General features: G+C 46.7%; 17 protein-coding genes and 1 pseudogene. 8 read left to right on the forward strand and 10 right to left on the reverse strand.

The annotated features are described in order from the left end of the window. Both EA14781_RS17515 and EA14781_RS17520 read right to left on the reverse strand, forming a co-directional pair. Positions 1-1518 (reverse strand): DMSO/selenate family reductase complex A subunit (locus EA14781_RS17515; protein ID WP_042335976.1); only part of this gene is annotated, 1518 nt, incomplete at its 3' end. A gap of 243 nt (positions 1519-1761) precedes the next feature. Continuing rightward, positions 1762-2067: a DUF1161 domain-containing protein gene (locus tag EA14781_RS17520; protein ID WP_000857964.1), complete on the reverse strand. Its 306-nt coding sequence runs from the start codon at positions 2065-2067 to the stop codon at positions 1762-1764. A gap of 107 nt (positions 2068-2174) precedes the next feature. Between EA14781_RS17520 and EA14781_RS17525 the strand changes: the two genes are divergently transcribed. After that, positions 2175-2885: a YnfC family lipoprotein gene (locus EA14781_RS17525; RefSeq protein ID WP_095575737.1), complete on the forward strand. Its 711-nt coding sequence runs from the start codon at positions 2175-2177 to the stop codon at positions 2883-2885. 2 nt (positions 2886-2887) lie between these two features. On the opposite strand, the gene speG is transcribed toward EA14781_RS17525, so the two are convergent. Both speG and EA14781_RS17535 read right to left on the reverse strand, forming a co-directional pair. Then, the gene (gene speG / locus EA14781_RS17530) at positions 2888-3448 is read right to left on the reverse strand and encodes a spermidine N1-acetyltransferase (RefSeq protein WP_000606224.1); all 561 of its coding nucleotides are present in this window, start codon (positions 3446-3448) and stop codon (positions 2888-2890) included. Between the two features lie 34 nt (positions 3449-3482). Then, the gene (locus tag EA14781_RS17535) at positions 3483-3824 is read right to left on the reverse strand and encodes a DUF1283 family protein (protein WP_001066433.1); all 342 of its coding nucleotides are present in this window, start codon (positions 3822-3824) and stop codon (positions 3483-3485) included. A gap of 134 nt (positions 3825-3958) precedes the next feature. On the opposite strand from EA14781_RS17535, the gene EA14781_RS17540 reads away from it, so the two are divergent. From EA14781_RS17540 to EA14781_RS17555, 4 genes and pseudogenes are all read left to right on the forward strand, one after another. Further along, the gene (locus EA14781_RS17540; protein ID WP_002462117.1) at positions 3959-4285 is read left to right on the forward strand and encodes a YnfA family protein; all 327 of its coding nucleotides are present in this window, start codon (positions 3959-3961) and stop codon (positions 4283-4285) included. Between the two features lie 196 nt (positions 4286-4481). Beyond that, positions 4482-5696, forward strand: a complete 1215-nt coding sequence (rspA, locus tag EA14781_RS17545) for a starvation-sensing protein RspA (protein WP_002462119.1) — start codon at positions 4482-4484, stop codon at positions 5694-5696. A gap of 59 nt (positions 5697-5755) precedes the next feature. Further along, a complete protein-coding gene (locus EA14781_RS17550; protein WP_000255060.1) occupies positions 5756-7090 on the forward strand; it encodes an MFS transporter in 1335 nt (444 codons plus the stop codon). Positions 7091-7221: 131 nt separating this feature from the next. After that, positions 7222-8682: pseudogene (locus EA14781_RS17555) on the forward strand (mannitol dehydrogenase family protein). A gap of 35 nt (positions 8683-8717) precedes the next feature. Here EA14781_RS17555 and ydfZ read toward each other — a convergent pair. The 3 genes from ydfZ to ydfG form a co-directional block, all read right to left on the reverse strand. Further along, a complete protein-coding gene (ydfZ, locus tag EA14781_RS17560) occupies positions 8718-8921 on the reverse strand; it encodes a putative selenium delivery protein YdfZ (protein ID WP_000214712.1) in 204 nt (67 codons plus the stop codon). Positions 8922-9095: 174 nt separating this feature from the next. Next, positions 9096-9782, reverse strand: a complete 687-nt coding sequence (gene rspR / locus EA14781_RS17565) for a DNA-binding transcriptional regulator rspR (RefSeq protein ID WP_000215537.1) — start codon at positions 9780-9782, stop codon at positions 9096-9098. A gap of 88 nt (positions 9783-9870) precedes the next feature. Continuing rightward, entirely contained in the window at positions 9871-10617 is a 747-nt protein-coding gene (gene ydfG, locus EA14781_RS17570) for a bifunctional NADP-dependent 3-hydroxy acid dehydrogenase/3-hydroxypropionate dehydrogenase YdfG (RefSeq protein ID WP_002462120.1), read from the reverse strand. 136 nt (positions 10618-10753) lie between these two features. Here ydfG and dcp point away from each other — a divergent pair, with 136 nt between their 5' ends. Both dcp and EA14781_RS17580 read left to right on the forward strand, forming a co-directional pair. Then, entirely contained in the window at positions 10754-12799 is a 2046-nt protein-coding gene (gene dcp, locus EA14781_RS17575) for a peptidyl-dipeptidase Dcp (RefSeq protein ID WP_000108368.1), read from the forward strand. Positions 12800-13069: 270 nt separating this feature from the next. Further along, positions 13070-13960: a diguanylate cyclase gene (locus tag EA14781_RS17580; protein WP_000592789.1), complete on the forward strand. Its 891-nt coding sequence runs from the start codon at positions 13070-13072 to the stop codon at positions 13958-13960. A gap of 125 nt (positions 13961-14085) precedes the next feature. Here EA14781_RS17580 and EA14781_RS25470 read toward each other — a convergent pair whose 3' ends face one another. From EA14781_RS25470 to ydeE, 3 genes are all read right to left on the reverse strand, one after another. Further along, complete coding sequence (locus EA14781_RS25470) at positions 14086-14190, reverse strand: hypothetical protein (protein WP_212742113.1); 105 nt, start codon at positions 14188-14190, stop codon at positions 14086-14088. Continuing rightward, the gene (gene mgtS, locus EA14781_RS17585) at positions 14190-14285 is read right to left on the reverse strand and encodes a protein MgtS (RefSeq protein WP_000901363.1); all 96 of its coding nucleotides are present in this window, start codon (positions 14283-14285) and stop codon (positions 14190-14192) included. Before mgtS ends, EA14781_RS25470 begins: the two co-directional genes overlap by 1 nt. A 227-nt stretch (positions 14286-14512) precedes the next feature. Next, positions 14513-15700, reverse strand: a complete 1188-nt coding sequence (gene ydeE, locus EA14781_RS17590) for an efflux MFS transporter YdeE (RefSeq protein ID WP_001054145.1) — start codon at positions 15698-15700, stop codon at positions 14513-14515. A 195-nt stretch (positions 15701-15895) separates the two neighbouring features. Between ydeE and eamA the strand changes: the two genes are divergently transcribed. After that, positions 15896-16795 carry an O-acetylserine/cysteine exporter gene (gene eamA / locus EA14781_RS17595; RefSeq protein WP_000087180.1) on the forward strand — a complete coding sequence of 300 codons (900 nt, stop codon included), beginning with the start codon at positions 15896-15898 and terminating at the stop codon, positions 16793-16795. The last annotated feature ends 58 nt before the right edge of the window (positions 16796-16853 follow it).

The following is a 16853-nucleotide window of genomic DNA, read 5'->3' on the forward strand; positions in this document are numbered from 1 at the left end:
CACCAAATTCTCTATGACGACAATCATTTCGCACTTCGATTCATCTTGCAGGATGTCGTGAGTCTTATTGATATCAGAATGCTGATTAACCAACGTGTTACCGGCATAATTCCAGATAAATTTGATAGGAACATCCAGCTTATCTTTGCCGCGAACGCCGTCGCGTAAAGCCGTCATTTCAGGCCCGCGAACAATTGCATCAGTCCAGGTAAAAACGGAAATTTGTGTTTTAACTGGCTTTTCGAGAACCGGCATCAATTCAAACGTAATAGCCCATGATGTTTCGCGTGCGCCGCTATTACCGCCATTAATTCCAACATTGCCCGTAAGGATGGGTAGCATGGCAATTGCGCGGGAAGTGAGTTCGCCATTAGCCTGGCGTTGCGGCCCCCATCCCTGAGTAATGTAGGCAGGTTTGGTGGTGCCAATTTCGCGGGCGAGTTTTATGATGCGAGCTTCCGGGATCCCCGTAATTTTGGCTGCCCATTCAGGGGTTTTGGCTGTTTTATCGTCTCCCTCGCCAAGAATATAGGCCTTGTAATGGCCATTGCGCGGGGCATCCGCCGGTAAAGTTTTTTCGTCATAACCGATGCAGTATTTATCGAGAAATGGCTGATCAACGAGATTTTCCGTAATTAAAACCCAGGCGATGCCAGCCACCAGCGCTGCATCAGTGCCAGGACGGATAGGGAGCCATTTATCTTCCCGTCCGGCTGCGGTGTCGGTATAGCGTGGATCGATCACCACCATTTTGGCATTCGATTTTTCACGCGCTTTTTCGAGAAGATAAGTGATGCCGCCGCCGCTCATTCTTGTTTCGGCTGGGTTATTACCAAACATCACCACCAGCTTACTGTTCTCAATATCTGAGATGCTGTTACCGTCATTAGAGCCATAAGTGTATGGCATCGCGGCAGATATCTGGGCCGTACTGTAGGAGCCATAATGGCTAAGGTAGCCGCCATAACAATTCATCAGACGACCGATTATTGATGCATAGGGTGAAGAACGTGTGATATTTCCGCCAATAACCCCTGTACTGTAATTAAGATATATCGCTTCGTTGCCATACTGTTCGACGGTTTTTTTCAGGCTATTGACGATGGTGTCCAGCGCTTCATCCCAGCTAATTCGTTCGAATTTTCCTTCACCGCGTTTGCCTACGCGTTTCATTGGGTAATTCAAACGGTCGGGATGATTAATACGCCGGCGAATTGAGCGACCACGCAAACAGGCCCGTACCTGATGGTTGCCATACTCATCCTTGCCGGTGTTATCCGTTTCCACCCAAATGACTTCATTATCTTTGACATGAAGTCGTAAGGGGCAACGGCTACCACAGTTGACGGAACAGGCGCCCCAGACCACTTTCTCACTGGCTTGTTGCACTGCCGCCGCCGCGTTACGCATCGTAAAAGGCAATGAAAACCCGCCAGCCGCGAGTGCCAGTGAACCGATAGCCGTTGATTTAACTAATGTTCTGCGGCTAATGCCCACCTGACTTTCATTTTTGGACATAACTCACTCCCTGATATCTGTCGTTATATAAATGATTATATATTGAATATTTAGCGCGCTAACTATGGATGCAGTCTACCCATATTGGGTTAACGCTTATTAATCCATATCAATAGAAAGGTGTGAGTGCTAAAGAGGTATTCGTCGGATGAGATGCAAGTTGCCAGGTGTGGTGTAAACGACTTATCAGGCCTACAGGATCGTTGCGAGCTGCGGGCCTGATAAGATATGCCACGTAAATGTTTACTGCGGTTCGGCAGATGCGCCGTCCTGGGTAGCCTGAGTAGGTGCAGAGACGTTACCGCTGGTGGTACGGGTATAGAGAATTTTATGCGTATCGTTGGCGCAATGTCCGACAACCTGGGAATCCGGTTGATCAACCTGATCATTCGGCACAATGCTTAAGGTGAAATTACTTTCCGGCACGCCGTTATTGATAATACGCTGCGCAATATCGCTTTTTATGCGCTCACACGATTCCGGCGCGGCAAGCACCGCGGGTGAGGCGAGGGCAAGCAGAAGCACGGCACAACAAGCAGAAGTTTTCATCATTGGCTCCTTACGGGAAGATTACTCATTAAAGCATAGCATTTCATGTGTAAAGTACTGTATTTGCTACTATGATTGAGAATCATCTCTACAATCAGGTGACTGACGTGAATGACAAATTACTGCCATGTTTGCTTGCGATAATACTTACAGGATGTGACCGCCCGGAGGTAACGCTCTCTTTTACGCCAGAAATGGCCAGCTTCTCTAATGAATTTGACTTCGATCCGTTGCGTGGCCCAGTGAAAGATTTCACCCAGACACTAATGAATGAGCAAGGAGAAGTGGCGAAGCGTGTTTCAGGGACTTTATCGGAAGAAGGCTGCTTCGATTCTCTCGAATTACTGGATCTGGAAAATAATACAGTAGTCGCTCTGGTGCTGGATGCTAATTATTACCGGGATGCGCAAACGCTGGAGAAAAGAGTTCGTTTACAAGGTAAATGTCAGCTAGCTGAATTACCCTCCGCGGGCGTCAGTTGGGAAACGGATGATAATGGCTTTGTGGTTAAAGCCAGCAGTAAAGAGATGAAGGTGGAGTATCGTTATGATGCACAGGGATATCCACTGGGAAAAACGACAGAAAGCAACGATAAAAAACTATCGGTAACAGCAACTCCTTCAGACGATCCGATAAAGAAACTTGATTACACAGCAATTACTTTGTTGAATCATCAACAGGTTGGCAATATCAAACAAACTTGTGAATATGACAGCCACGCTAATCCAGTGGACTGCCATCTGGTCATTGTTGATGAGGGAGTAAAACCCGCCATCGAACGAGTTTATACCATCAAAAATACTATCGATTATTATTAATGCTATTGTGCTGTTGGCTTCAGTAAATTCTGACCTGGAGCTTTATGCTCTGCCAGATATTGATGCTGGAAAATGCACATGCGAATGGCATTGCGGTATTGACCGTTAATAAAGAATTCATGCATCAGTTCACCTTCGACCGTAAAACCAAGCTTACGATAAATGTGGATTGCTTTTTCATTCTCTTTATCGACGATAAGATAAAGCTTATAAAGATTAAGTACGGTAAAGCCATAGTCCATTGCTAATTTTGCGGCGCGGGTGGCCAGACCTTGACCCTGGTATTCCGGGGAGATAATTATCTGAAATTCCGCACGGCGGTGGACATGGTTAATTTCAACTAATTCTACCAGGCCCGCTTTTTCGCCGTCGCATTCCACGACGAAGCGGCGTTCACTCTGATCGTGTATGTGTTTGTCATACAGATCAGAGAGTTCAACGAAGGCTTCATAAGGTTCCTCAAACCAGTAACGCATTACGCTGGCGTTATTGTCGAGTTGATGCACATAGCGCAAATCTTCACGCTCCAGCGGACGTAGCTTAACACTGTGGGCGTTAATCATAACGTGTCCTTACATTCCTTATCTTAATAACAAGTTAGGGGGTGATAACGTGTCCGGTACGACGATCCAGACAGCGCAAAGTATTCGGTTCCCAGTAGGCATTGATGTTGGTGCTTTGTTCGCATTTATCGCGGTTATCAAATGCGGCGTCGGCTTTATCCCACTCTTTTTCAGTGCGTTTGTTCACTTTCTGGCGCAGATTGCGCGTGTCATTCCATTGCTCTTTTTCCATAGCCGCATGCTGGCGGCTTTGCGCACTATCACCAGACTCAATCACCAGTTTGTTGGTTTCTGCATAGGTTGTTGCGCTCAGTGCCAGAGCGCCGGGCAGCAGCAAGGCCAGCAGGCAGAGTTGTTTGCGAAGAGTGTTATTCATGATTTATTCCTTACATGAATGGTTTGGGCTGATTTTACACGATCCACTGCGAACGCCAAACGAACCAGGGAAATGTATATATTGATGATATTATGCCGTCCTATAACTATACATGATGTCAATGAGTGACAAAGATGATTAAAACAACGTTACTGTTTTTCGCGACTGCCCTGTGTGAAATTATTGGCTGTTTTTTGCCATGGCTATGGCTGAAAAGGAACGCCAGTATCTGGTTGCTGGTACCGGCGGGGCTCTCTCTGGCGCTTTTTGTCTGGTTGCTGACTTTGCATCCGGCGGCGAGTGGGCGGGTTTATGCTGCTTATGGCGGTGTTTACGTCTGCACGGCGCTTTTATGGCTGCGAATTGTGGATGGGGTGAAACTGAGTCTGTACGACTGGACGGGAGCCATAATTGCGCTTTGTGGTATGTTGATTATTGTCGCTGGCTGGTGGCGTGCATAAAGATATTAAATCAATAAGATACGTTGATTTTAATGAACTAAAACACCTTAACTTTACTCCTCTGTCAATTATTCACGGTGCAAATATGCGCCTTTTTTTGTGATCACGATGGCTTTTTACGATTTTTATACTTGTATGGTAGTAGCCCAGTTGCGTAGATTTTATGCATCACGACAAGCGATGCAAGGAATCAAATATGAAGATCGTAAGGGCTGAAGTTTTTGTTACCTGTCCGGGACGCAATTTCGTTACCTTAAAAATCACCACCGAGGACGGTATCACAGGGCTTGGAGATGCCACCCTGAACGGGCGCGAGCTTTCCGTTGCCTCTTATTTGCAGGATCACCTTTGCCCGCAGCTCATTGGCCGAGATGCGCATCGTATCGAAGATATCTGGCAATTTTTCTATAAAGGCGCGTACTGGCGTCGTGGTCCTGTCACTATGTCGGCCATTTCGGCAGTGGATATGGCGCTGTGGGACATTAAAGCCAAAGTGGCCAACATGCCGCTTTACCAGTTACTGGGAGGGGCTTCCCGTGAAGGCGTTATGGTTTATTGCCACACCACGGGGCACTCCATCGAGGAGGCACTGGATGACTATGCTCGCCATCAGGAACTGGGATTCAAAGCCATCCGCGTACAGTGCGGCATTCCTGGCATGAAAACCACCTACGGTATGTCCAAAGGCAAAGGGCTGGCTTATGAACCCGCAACCAAAGGGCAGTGGCCGGAAGAACAGTTGTGGTCGACGGAAAAATATCTCGATTTCATGCCGAAATTGTTCGACGCAGTACGTAACAAATTTGGTTTTGATGAGCATTTGCTCCACGACATGCACCATCGCTTAACGCCTATTGAAGCCGCTCGCTTTGGTAAAAGTATTGAAGACTACCGCATGTTCTGGATGGAAGATCCTACGCCTGCGGAAAACCAGGAATGCTTCCGTCTCATCCGTCAGCATACTGTCACGCCAATTGCTGTGGGCGAGGTCTTTAACAGCATCTGGGACTGTAAGCAATTAATTGAAGAACAGCTCATCGATTATATCCGAACAACGCTGACCCATGCGGGGGGGATCACTGGTATGCGTCGGATTGCTGATTTTGCATCACTGTATCAGGTGCGCACTGGCTCGCACGGTCCTTCTGATTTGTCTCCTGTTTGCATGGCGGCAGCACTGCACTTTGATTTATGGGTGCCAAATTTCGGCGTCCAGGAATATATGGGGTACTCCGAACAAATGCTCGAAGTGTTCCCACATAACTGGACCTTTGATAACGGCTATATGCATCCAGGTGACAAACCGGGCCTTGGCATCGAGTTTGATGAAAAGCTGGCGGCGAAATATCCCTACGAACCTGCCTATCTACCAGTCGCACGTCTGGAAGATGGCACGCTGTGGAACTGGTAAGGTTAAAAACAAACAACATGGATGTTGATTATTCCTCAATCCTACAAAGGTAGATTTTTATGGTTAGTTCCGTCGATATAAAAAATGAAATCAAGAATACATCCGTCGTTCGGCGTGTTGCGTCGGCTTCAGCGATCGGTACTGCTGCTGAATATTACGATTTTTTTGCTTACGGTACAGCGGCAGTATTATTTTTTGGTCATTTATTTTTCCCTAGTGATGATCCTTTAATTAGCACACTAGCTGCGTTTGCCACATATGCTGTTGGTTTTCTGGCTCGACCACTGGGGGGGATTGTATTCGGGCATATAGGTGACAAAGTCGGAAGGAAAAAAGCGTTAGTTATAACGATCTTAATTGTTGGATTAGGTACTTTTTGTATTGGGTTACTACCAACTTATGAAGAGATCGGTATATGGGCTCCAGCATTATTAATATTTATACGAGTCTTACAAGGTTTTGGGGTTGGAGGCGAACAGGCTGGTGCTGTGTTAATGACTGCTGAATATGCTGAACCCAAACGCCGTGGTTTTTTTGCCAGTTGGGTTCAGATTGGCGCTCCTGTCGGCTTTCTACTCCCAATGGCATTATTCGCAATACTCAATGCTACGTTAACTCCTGAAGCGATGATGGACTATGGCTGGCGTATTCCATTTTTGTTGAGTCTGTTACTTGTAATCGTAGGTTTGTTTATTCGTTTAAAAATTGATGAATCCCCTGTATTTGCCCAAATTAGGGAAACAAAAGCAGAGGAGTCTCGCCCTCTAATTGAAGTTGTACGTGATTATCCAGGAATTGTAGCAAAAGGTGTTTGCGCAAAACTGATTGAAGCTTGTACATTCGCGATGTTTACTGTAATTGTATTAGCTTATGGGAAAGCTAACAATCTGGATGCTAATATTTTAATGGAGACGATGATTGTCGCTGTCATTATAGAAGTATTCGCAATTCCTTTAATGGGGGCGTTTTGTGACAAGATTGGTCGTAAACCTGTTTATATTATGGGGGCTTTATTACAAGTTATCATGATTATTCCTTTCTTTTTGGCAATCAATCAAGATAACTTCTGGCTAACACAGTTGGTAATGATTATTGTCATTAGTTTTGGTCATAGCATGTGTTATGCGCCACAGGCATCATTTTTTCCTGAATTATTCCCAACCCATATTCGCTGTAGCGGCATTGCTTTAATATGGCAATTAGGTTCATTAATAGGTAGCGGAGTATTGGGATTGGTTGCAGTGAAAATCCTTCAGGTTACCGGTGGCCATTATTATGGTATGGCTGTTTATGTAATTGTTCTTGGCGTTATTTCTATTGGTGGTTTGATTCTGATGCCAGAAACAGCACCACAAAAATTAAAATCAGAATATCAAGAATGGGCAAAACATTAATGTAAACTATTCAAGGTGGCAGATGTCACCTTGACGTTTTTTTCATGAAGAGTGCAAGTATTTTATTGTTAAATACATAAAACAGAATTGTATCTGTTCAAGAGCATTATTGATAATTAGGATATGGAATTATGGGAAATAATTTGTTATCAGCAAAAGCTACACTCCCTGTCTATGATCGCAATAATCTGATACCGCGAATTGTTCATTTAGGTTTTGGCGCATTTCACCGCGCACATCAGGGTGTTTATGCCGATATTCTTGCCGCTGAACATTTTAGTGATTGGGGGTATTATGAGGTCAACTTAATTGGTGGCGAACAGCAAATCGCTGATCTAAATCAGCAAGATAATCTCTATACTGTTGCGGAGATGTCTGCAGATGCCTGAACCGCTCGTGTCGTTGGCGTCGTGAAAAAAGCCCTGCATGTGCAAATGGATGGTTTAGAAGCCGTGTTGCTCGCCATGTGCGAACCGCAAATTGCCATCGTTTCTCTGACAATTACCGAAAAAGGGTATTTCCACTCTCCGGCGACGGGACAATTAATGTTAGAGCATCCGATGGTGGCCGCCGATCTGCAAAATCCCCACCAGCCAAAAACCGCGGTAGGTGTCATTGTTGAGGCGCTGGCGCGCCGTAAAGCCGCCGGATTACCCGCGTTTAGCGTGATGTCATGCGATAACATGCCAGAAAATGGTCATGTTATGCGTGACGTTGTCACGTCTTATGCGCGTGCTATTGATGAAAAACTGGCACAATGGATTGAAGAAAATGTGACGTTTCCGTCAACGATGGTAGATCGTATTGTGCCTGCAGTAACGGCAGAAACGCTGGATAAACTTGAACAACTTACTGGCGTACGCGATCCGGCGGGCGTGGCTTGTGAACCTTTTCGTCAGTGGGTCATTGAAGATAGTTTTGTCGCCGGACGCCCTGAATGGGAAAAAGCAGGCGCCGAACTGGTTAGAGATGTGCTGCCTTATGAAGAGATGAAACTACGTATGCTCAACGGCAGCCATTCATTCCTGGCTTATCTGGGATATCTGGCCGGTTATCAACACATTAACGATTGCATGGAAGATGAAAGTTATCGTCACGCGGCACATGCCTTGATGTTGCAGGAGCAGGCGCCAACGTTGAAGGTACAGGGCGTGGATTTGCAAGATTATGCTAATCGATTAATTGCACGCTACAGCAACCCGGCGTTACGTCACCGGACCTGGCAGATAGCGATGGATGGCAGCCAGAAACTGCCGCAGCGTATGCTGGATTCTGTACGCTGGCATTTAGCGCATGGCAGCGCGTTTGATCTGCTGGCGTTAGGTGTCGCTGGCTGGATGCGTTATGTCGGTGGCGTAGATGAGCAGGGCAATTCGATTGAGATCAGCGACCCGTTATTACCCGTGATTCAAAAGGCTGTACAAAACAGTGAGGAAGGAGAAGCTCGCGTACAGGCATTGATGGCAATTGAGGCGATATTTGGCAACGATTTGCCAGACAATGTTTTATTTATTGATAAAGTGACGGAAGCGTACCTGACTTTATTAGCCGATGGGGCAAAAGCGACGGTGGCGAAATATTCTGTGAAGTAAAAAAAGCAATGCCGCCTTCGGCGGCATTCACACGATTAGTTCATGCCGAGACGAATCAAGTCCAGAGGAGCGAGTTTTTCTTCGCAACCTTCAACAACAACGGTTTTACCGCGGCGAATTTGCTCTGCGGTCAGACCTTCGGTATCAATCGACAGGATCTTGCCAGTGTGACCGGTGCCGCTAACCATAACACGGCTGCCAGTGGTGATTGCGTTACGGTTACGATCGTAGGTCGTCATAGGTGTTTTCTCCTTTCTGATTTACAGTCGAAGCCCACGTAACGGGCGCAATATAAATACTCCTGTCGAGTGAATTATTTTTTGTTTATGATCAAGTTCACATCTTTTTTGATGCTTGCATGAACCAGAAGAAGGGGATGGGCTCTCACCCCGAATGGGATGAGAGGAAATAAATTACTCTTCGCTGAACCAGTCGCTATTTTCCTGACGGATCTGTAGTACTGACTCGCTGATCTCCTGCAAGTGCAATGTCATTGCTTTCTCTACCGCATCGCCATCGTGTTTTTGCAGTGCAGCAAAAATATCCATGTGTTGGCGTAGCAGCATTTCTGGCGGCGAAACGTGGTCGAAACTCATATAGCGCACCCGATCAACGGTCGCCTTCAGGTTTTCAATCGTGTCCCAGGCGAGCGGACAATCGGCGATCTGGGTCAGAATTTGATGAAAGTTATCATCAAGTTCAAAAAAATCATCCAGTTGCTTGCGTTCAATAGCAATACGCTGCTGGTGAAGATTTTGCTCCAGTTGATAGCACTGGCTTTCGGTAATCATGGTTGCCGCCCGGCGGGCTACTGCACACTCAATGGCCTGGCGGATAAAGCTGCCGTTGCGTACCTGGGCCATAGAGATTTTATTGACGTAGCTGCCACGCTGCGGACGAATTTGAATCAGACCGTTTTCAGCCAGTTTAATGAAGGCTTCACGAACCGGCTGGCGCGACACATTGAAACGAACAGAGACGTCTTTTTCCGACAACGGCGTACCTGGTGCAATCAGACAATGCACAATGTCACGGCGAAGAATACGATAAATTTGCTGATTGACAGGCTGTGTGGGGTTTAGTTGCGTTTCGACGGTCATGCGTTCTTGCTTATGAGTGGGTTAACTGCATGAGTCTACCACTTTTTTGTCACAAGCAATAACCCGGCGATTAAGCCGGGTATAAAAATTAATGCCGATGGACATTCAGTCCGGCGTAGGTTTGCGTTACTGGCATCATCTCCAGCGTGTTAATGTTGACATGCGCAGGCAGGGTAGCTACCCACCAGACTGCTTCGGTAACATCTTCAGCCGTCAGTGCAACGGTGTTTTGGTAAGTCTTTTCTGCTTTATCGTCATCGCCTTTAAAGCGAACATTTGAGAATTCGGTGCCGCCAACCAGACCCGGTTCAATGTCGGTAACACGAACAGCGGTGCCGTGCAGGTCAGTACGCAGGTTCAGACTGAATTGACGAACAAATGCCTTTGTCGCGCCATAGACGTTGCCGCCGGCATATGGCCAGCTACCCGCAGTGGAACCAATGTTAATAATATGACCACGATTACGCTCAACCATACCCGGTAGCACGGCACGCGTCATATATACCAGGCCTTTATTGTTGGTATCGATCATGGTTTCCCAGTCGTCAACACTTGCTTTATGCGCAGGTTCCATACCCAACGCCAGGCCGGCATTGTTTACCAGAATATCAATATTACGCCACTCGACAGGGAGCGATGTCAGCATCTCTTCAATGGCGGCGCGGTTACGGACATCAAGCTGTGCAATATAAAGGTTATCTCCCAGCTCATCTTTTAATTCCAGCAACCGTTCATGACGGCGGCCTGTGGCAATAACTTTATGGCCCTGTTGAATAAAACGACGAGTAATGCATTCACCAAAACCTGCTGTTGCTCCCGTTACTAAAACGATCATCTCACTGTTCCTCAACGCTTTTTGTGTGTAACTAACATAGCACGTGATGTTTGCCTGCGGGTAATACTGGTTGCAAGATTGCACTCTGTTATCAGGAAGCCTACGCTATGAAACACCTCGTTTTCAGGAGTAGAAAATGTCAACGACGAATCCTTTCCTTGCGCAGAGCACTCTGCCATATATGGCTCCCCATTTTGATCTGATTGAGAATAACCACTATCGCCCGGCATTCGACGAAGGGATGCGGCAAAAGCGGATTGAGATAGAGGAGATAGCTTTAAATCCACAGACGCCAGATTTTAATAACACAATCCTGGCTCTCGAAAAGAGCGGGGAATTACTCACTCGTGTTACCAGCGTCTTCTTTGCCATGACTTCGGCGCATACCAATGATGAATTACAGCGTCTCGACGAACAGTTCTCGGCGGAACTGGCAGAACTGGCTAATGACATCTACCTCAATGGCGAATTATTTGCTCGGGTTGACGCTGTCTGGCAGCGGCGTGAAACGTCAGGTCTTGATAGTGAATCTGTCCGTCTGGTTGACGTTATTCATCAACGTTTTGTCCTTGCCGGAGCCAGACTGGATGAAGCCGATAAAGCAAAATTAAAAGTACTGAATACCGAAGCGGCGACGCTAACCAGCCAGTTTAATCAGCGGCTATTAGCTGCGAACAAATCCGGCGGTCTGGTGGTTGATAATGTTCAACAACTGGCGGGAATGAGCGAGCAAGATATTGCGCTGGCGGCAGAGGCGGCGCGCGAGAAAGGCCTGGATAACAAATGGCTCATCCCGTTGTTGAATACCACACAACAACCGATCCTTGCCGAACTACGCGATCGTCAGACGCGTGAAAAACTGTTTACTGCAGGCTGGACGCGGGCTGAAAAGAATGACGCCAATGATACCCGCGCTATTATTCAACGGCTGGTGGAAATTCGGGCGCAACAGGCGAAATTACTTGGTTTCCCCCATTATGCTGCGTGGAAAATTGCCGACCAGATGGCAAAAACGCCAGAAGCGGCACTCAATTTTATGCGTGAAATTGTTCCGGCGGCGCGTAAACGGGCGGACGATGAACTGGCATCAATTCAGGCGATTATCGATCAGCAACAAGGTGAATTTCGCGCTCAGCCCTGGGATTGGGCATTCTATGCTGAACAGGTACGACGCGAGAGATTCGATCTCGATGAAGCCCAGATCAAACCTTATTTCGAATTAAACACGGTGTTGAATGAAGGTGTATTCTGGACCGCTAATCAGCTTTTTGGCATCAAGTTTGTCGAACGTTTTGATATTCCTGTCTATCATCCCGATGTACGCGTGTGGGAAATTTTTGATCATAATGGCGTGGGGCTGGCGCTATTTTATGGTGATTTCTTCGCCCGTGATTCAAAAAGCGGTGGCGCGTGGATGGGCAATTTTGTTGAGCAATCCACGCTCAATGAAATGCGACCGGTGATTTACAACGTCTGCAATTATCAGAAACCAGCCGTCGGTGAACCCGCTTTATTACTGTGGGATGATGTTATTACTTTATTCCATGAATTTGGTCATACTCTGCATGGCCTGTTTGCCTGCCAGCGTTATGCCACGCTTTCGGGGACTAACACGCCACGTGATTTTGTTGAATTCCCTTCGCAAATCAACGAACACTGGGCAATGCATCCGCAGGTTTTTGCTCGCTATGCCCGTCATTATCAGACAGGGAAAGCCATGCCAGAAGAGTTGCAACAGAAAATGCGCAATGCCAGCCTGTTCAATAAAGGCTATGAGATGAGCGAGCTATTAAGCGCCGCACTTCTCGATATGCGTTGGCACTGTTTGCAGGAAAATGAAGCCATGCAGGATGTGGATGATTTTGAACGACGAGCGCTGGTAGCAGAAAATATGGAGCTTCCCGCGGTACCGCCACGTTATCGCAGCAGTTATTTCGCTCACATTTTTGGCGGCGGATATGCGGCAGGTTATTACGCTTATTTGTGGACGCAAATGTTGGCAGACGATGGTTATCAATGGTTTGTCGAGCAGGGCGGTTTAACGCGTGAGAATGGGCAACGTTTTCGTGAAGCTATCCTCTCCAGAGGCAATAGCGAAGATTTAGAACGCTTGTATCGCCACTGGCGCGGTAAAGCCCCCCATATTACGCCGATGCTGCAACATCGCGGGCTGAACGGTTAAATTGGATATTGTGTGTCAGCAGGAACGCTTGCTGGCACACAAATTTGCCAGAAAGAATGCGGCCTGTATTTACCCTCTAACATGGCATGAAAAGATCGCACCTTGCCAATAAGGTGAGAATTAATCACTTTTTTTCTACCAGATTTGTTTTAAATCACGGTGTTAACTTTTGAGTGCGCCATTAAAGGTGTATCTATGAAAATATTGACATAAGTTTTCTTTTCTTTCGTTAGAATAGCGCACACAAGGAACGGTGAAAAAGGAGTGGCAATGATCAAGAAGACAACGGAAATCGATGCCATCTTGTTAGATCTTAATAAAGCTATCGATGCCCATTACCAGTGGCTGGTGAATATGTTTCACAGCGTCGTCGCAAGAGATGCCAGTAAACCAGAAATTACGGATAACCATTCTCATGGGTTGTGTCAATTTGGTCAGTGGATTGAGCACCTGGGGCCACTCGATAATGATGAATTACCTTACGTTCGGTTAATGAATTCTGCCCACCAACATATGCATGACTGTGGTCGGGAATTAATGTTGGCTATTATCGAAAATCGCTGGCAGGAAGCTCATTTTGCAAAATTTCAGGAAGGGTTGCTTTCTTTTACGGCGACATTGACAGATTACAAAATTTATCTTCTGACCATCCGCAGTAATATGGATATTCTGACAGGATTGCCTGGCCGTCGGGTTCTTGATGAATCCTTTGATTATCAATTGAGTAATGCCGAACCGCTGAGTCTCTATTTAATGCTTCTGGATATAGACCGTTTTAAATTGGTGAATGATACCTACGGGCATTTAACAGGTGATGTGGTATTACGTACACTGGCGACGTCTCTGGCCAACTGGACGCGTGATTACGAAACAGTTTATCGCTATGGCGGTGAAGAGTTTATTATTATCATCAAAGCGCAAAATGATGATGAAGCGTGTCACGCCGGGGTTCGTATTTGTCAGTTAGTCGATAACCATGCGATAGCGCATCCTGGTGGGCATATAAATATAACAGTGACTGCGGGTGTGAGTCGCGCATTTCCTGAAGAGCCACTGGATGTGGTTATTGGACGGGCAGACAGAGCAATGTACGAAGGTAAACAGACCGGCAGGAATCGTTGCATGTTTATCAACAAACAGGATGTTATTTCACGCGTTTAACAGCTAGTTTTGCGCTGTTTAACATCTATTGAGAAAAGTGATGTTACTGTGTCGACAGTGCGTTATCAGTGCAAGAAATTGTCTGTTAGCGTAAAAGCAAAACACAAATCTATCCATGCAAGCATTTACCGCCAGTTTACTGGCGGTTTTTTTTCGCCGTCATAAAAATCAGGCCCCTTGTGCATAACTGCAACAAGGGGCCGATTAGTTGAGGGATTATCTCCGTTCATTAGTTATCCCATTTATGGCTGAAATACGCGGCCAGAAAACCAGAAAATAAAATAATTCCCAGTACGGCCATAAAAATATTCATATTACCCAGCATGATATACCTCCGTTTGTTTATGGTGTGGTGTGTTTCCTCGCTTACCTTAATATCTCTCAATGAGAAAGATATTAGCAGAGGTAACCTAAACAAAGAATGAATCAGAGGATAATTGGACGGAGAACGGCAGTTTTTCCAATATTGCGAAAGAGATAATAAAAATGTGGGTGAAAAACACCGTCTTTGCTGCAGAAAAACAGCCGTGCCCGCGTGGCACGGCACGTCCGTTAACAAAGAACGGGTTGTCTCCAGAGGCTGGTGCGAATGCCTTTTAACATCAGCAACCATGCGGCAATGATCGCCAACGCCAAGATGGCAAACAGAGAAGATGATGGCAGAGTGGTGAGCACCACGCCGCTTACCAATGGGTTAACGGCGGCGCCCAACCAGCCTAATGATTGAGCAGAAAAATAGCTGGCTTTCATGCCGGGCGGCGCAATATGGTCAATCAGCATATATTCGCCAGGGGCATAAATGATTTCACCAACCGTAAATATTGCAGCAGATATTCCCCAAAGTAGCAGGCTGTTGCCTGAGAAGGCAAAACCAGCCAGACCGACAACAAAACAGAGTGTGCCAACGGTCATCAATATGCGGATGTTGGCCGGATTAATGCGGCGGCCCACAGAATATTGTAGCGTAACTACCATCGCAGCATTTACCGGAAGAACAACCGCAACCACCTTTTCGGCAAAATCGCCGTCGGCAATCACCATCACATATTGGGAAATACACGATGCAAAAACCCCGCCTACGAAAGAAGCCAGAAAGGCGGAGCAGGTGAACCACAACAGGGCTTTATCCTGTAACAAAACCTTTGGCGACCAGACACTATTCGTCCCGGCGGCGATTATTTTCTCACTGCGTTTAACCCAAATTTGGATGAAAAGCACGGGAAAAGCGGAACAGATGGCTGCCAGCCAAAAGGGCAAATTGATACTCTGCATAACCAGCAATGTGCCGAGTGGTGGGCCGATAGTCCAGCCAATATTCAGCATGGTGTAGTTGATCGAAAAGATCTTCGTTTTACTGGTGGATGAAAGATTATCGGCAAACCAGGCCTTCAGTACGGTCGCAAAAACGGAATAAGCGCAGTTAATCAGGGCAAAAAGCAGCACCACCAGCGAGACATTATGTACTAAAGGAATAGCAATAAAACCGCTGCCGAAGGCAACAATTGCCAGCACCATATAGCGTTTTTTGTCGAACTTATCCGCCAGGATGCCAAAGCCAAGGCTAAAAACGACGCCAATAGTGAGTGCAATCGTCATTGCATAACCAATCAGATCGACACTCAGACCGTACTGGCGGCTCAAATAGATGGTCATAAACGGCAGTGTGGCGCCGCGCCCGATGGTTAATAACAACGACGAAATGAGGAGGGCGCAGGTGGAGCGTCTCAAGGATAAGTTCATTGGGCTATCCGGCAGTGCGTTTCGCAATGTTTTGCTTTAGAGATGTAAAGAAATAGCATGGCAAAAATCCGAAGTATAGCGACTTATTTGGCGATTAATTCCGTCGCAGGCGGTTATTAACAAATCAACTGTTAAAGAAAAGTAAATTCCGTTAAGTTGAGTACTGACAAAAGATCAACATTCAGAGGCCGTAGAATGTCGCGAAAAGATGGGTTGTTGGCGCTATTAGTCGTGGTGGTATGGGGACTCAATTTTGTGGTCATCAAAGTGGGGCTTCACAATATGCCGCCGTTGATGCTGGCCGGTTTACGCTTTCTGTTGGTGGCTTTCCCGGCAATTTTTTTTGTAGCGCGACCTAAAGTGCCGCTTAATCTGCTGTTGGGATACGGCCTTACTATCAGTTTTGGGCAGTTTGCCTTTCTCTTTTGCGCCCTGAACTACGGTATGCCGGCAGGGCTGGCATCACTGGTATTACAGGCGCAGGCGTTCTTCACCATCGTCATCGGCGCATTTACTTTCGGTGAACGGTTGCAAGGCAAACAACTGGCGGGGATTGCATTAGCGATTTTTGGCGTGCTGGTGTTGATTGAAGACAGTCTGAATGGTCAGCATGTGGCAATGCTCGGTTTTATGTTGACCCTGGCGGCGGCGTTTAGCTGGGCGTGTGGCAACATCTTCAATAAAAAGATCATGTCGCACTCGTCACGTCCGGCGGTCATGTCGCTGGTGGTGTGGAGCGCATTAATTCCGATTGTTCCGTTCTTCGTTGCATCGCTGCTTCTTGATGGTTCCGGGAAAATAATTCACAGTCTGGTTACTATCGACATGACAACCATTTTTTCGCTGATGTATCTGGCATTTGTCGCGACAATTGTCGGTTATGGGATCTGGGGAACATTGCTCGGACGTTATGAAACCTGGCGTGTTGCGCCGTTATCATTATTAGTGCCGGTGGTGGGGCTGGCAAGCGCTGCCGTATTGTTAGATGAGCACTTAAGCGTACTGCAATTTTTGGGGGCGCTACTAATTATGGCCGGACTGTACATTAATGTGTTTGGTTTGCGCTGGCATAAAGCCGTGAAGGTGAGAGGGTAAACGTGAAGCACAGAGTGTCATCAATACTCTGTGCTTTGCCATTTATCGAGGGAAGAGG

It is taken from the genome of Escherichia albertii NBRC 107761 = DSM 17582 (genome assembly GCF_000759775.1).
Lineage (GTDB): Bacteria > Pseudomonadota > Gammaproteobacteria > Enterobacterales > Enterobacteriaceae > Escherichia > Escherichia albertii.

Coding starts and splice junctions, on each gene's coding strand:
- ydfZ (WP_000214712.1), bottom strand. CDS start 8,921: ATGACGACCTACGATCGTAACCGTAACGCAATCACCACTGGCAGCCGT.
- EA14781_RS25470 (WP_212742113.1), bottom strand. CDS start 14,190: ATGAACGGAGATAATCCCTCAACTAATCGGCCCCTTGTTGCAGTTATG.
- EA14781_RS17535 (WP_001066433.1), bottom strand. CDS start 3,824: ATGAATAACACTCTTCGCAAACAACTCTGCCTGCTGGCCTTGCTGCTG.
- mgtS (WP_000901363.1), bottom strand. CDS start 14,285: ATGCTGGGTAATATGAATATTTTTATGGCCGTACTGGGAATTATTTTA.
- ydeE (WP_001054145.1), bottom strand. CDS start 15,700: ATGAACTTATCCTTGAGACGCTCCACCTGCGCCCTCCTCATTTCGTCG.
- EA14781_RS17580 (WP_000592789.1), top strand. CDS start 13,070: ATGATCAAGAAGACAACGGAAATCGATGCCATCTTGTTAGATCTTAAT.
- EA14781_RS17520 (WP_000857964.1), bottom strand. CDS start 2,067: ATGAAAACTTCTGCTTGTTGTGCCGTGCTTCTGCTTGCCCTCGCCTCA.
- eamA (WP_000087180.1), top strand. CDS start 15,896: ATGTCGCGAAAAGATGGGTTGTTGGCGCTATTAGTCGTGGTGGTATGG.
- rspA (WP_002462119.1), top strand. CDS start 4,482: ATGAAGATCGTAAGGGCTGAAGTTTTTGTTACCTGTCCGGGACGCAAT.
- speG (WP_000606224.1), bottom strand. CDS start 3,448: ATGATTAACGCCCACAGTGTTAAGCTACGTCCGCTGGAGCGTGAAGAT.
- EA14781_RS17550 (WP_000255060.1), top strand. CDS start 5,756: ATGGTTAGTTCCGTCGATATAAAAAATGAAATCAAGAATACATCCGTC.
- EA14781_RS17540 (WP_002462117.1), top strand. CDS start 3,959: ATGATTAAAACAACGTTACTGTTTTTCGCGACTGCCCTGTGTGAAATT.
- ydfG (WP_002462120.1), bottom strand. CDS start 10,617: ATGATCGTTTTAGTAACGGGAGCAACAGCAGGTTTTGGTGAATGCATT.
- dcp (WP_000108368.1), top strand. CDS start 10,754: ATGTCAACGACGAATCCTTTCCTTGCGCAGAGCACTCTGCCATATATG.
- rspR (WP_000215537.1), bottom strand. CDS start 9,782: ATGACCGTCGAAACGCAACTAAACCCCACACAGCCTGTCAATCAGCAA.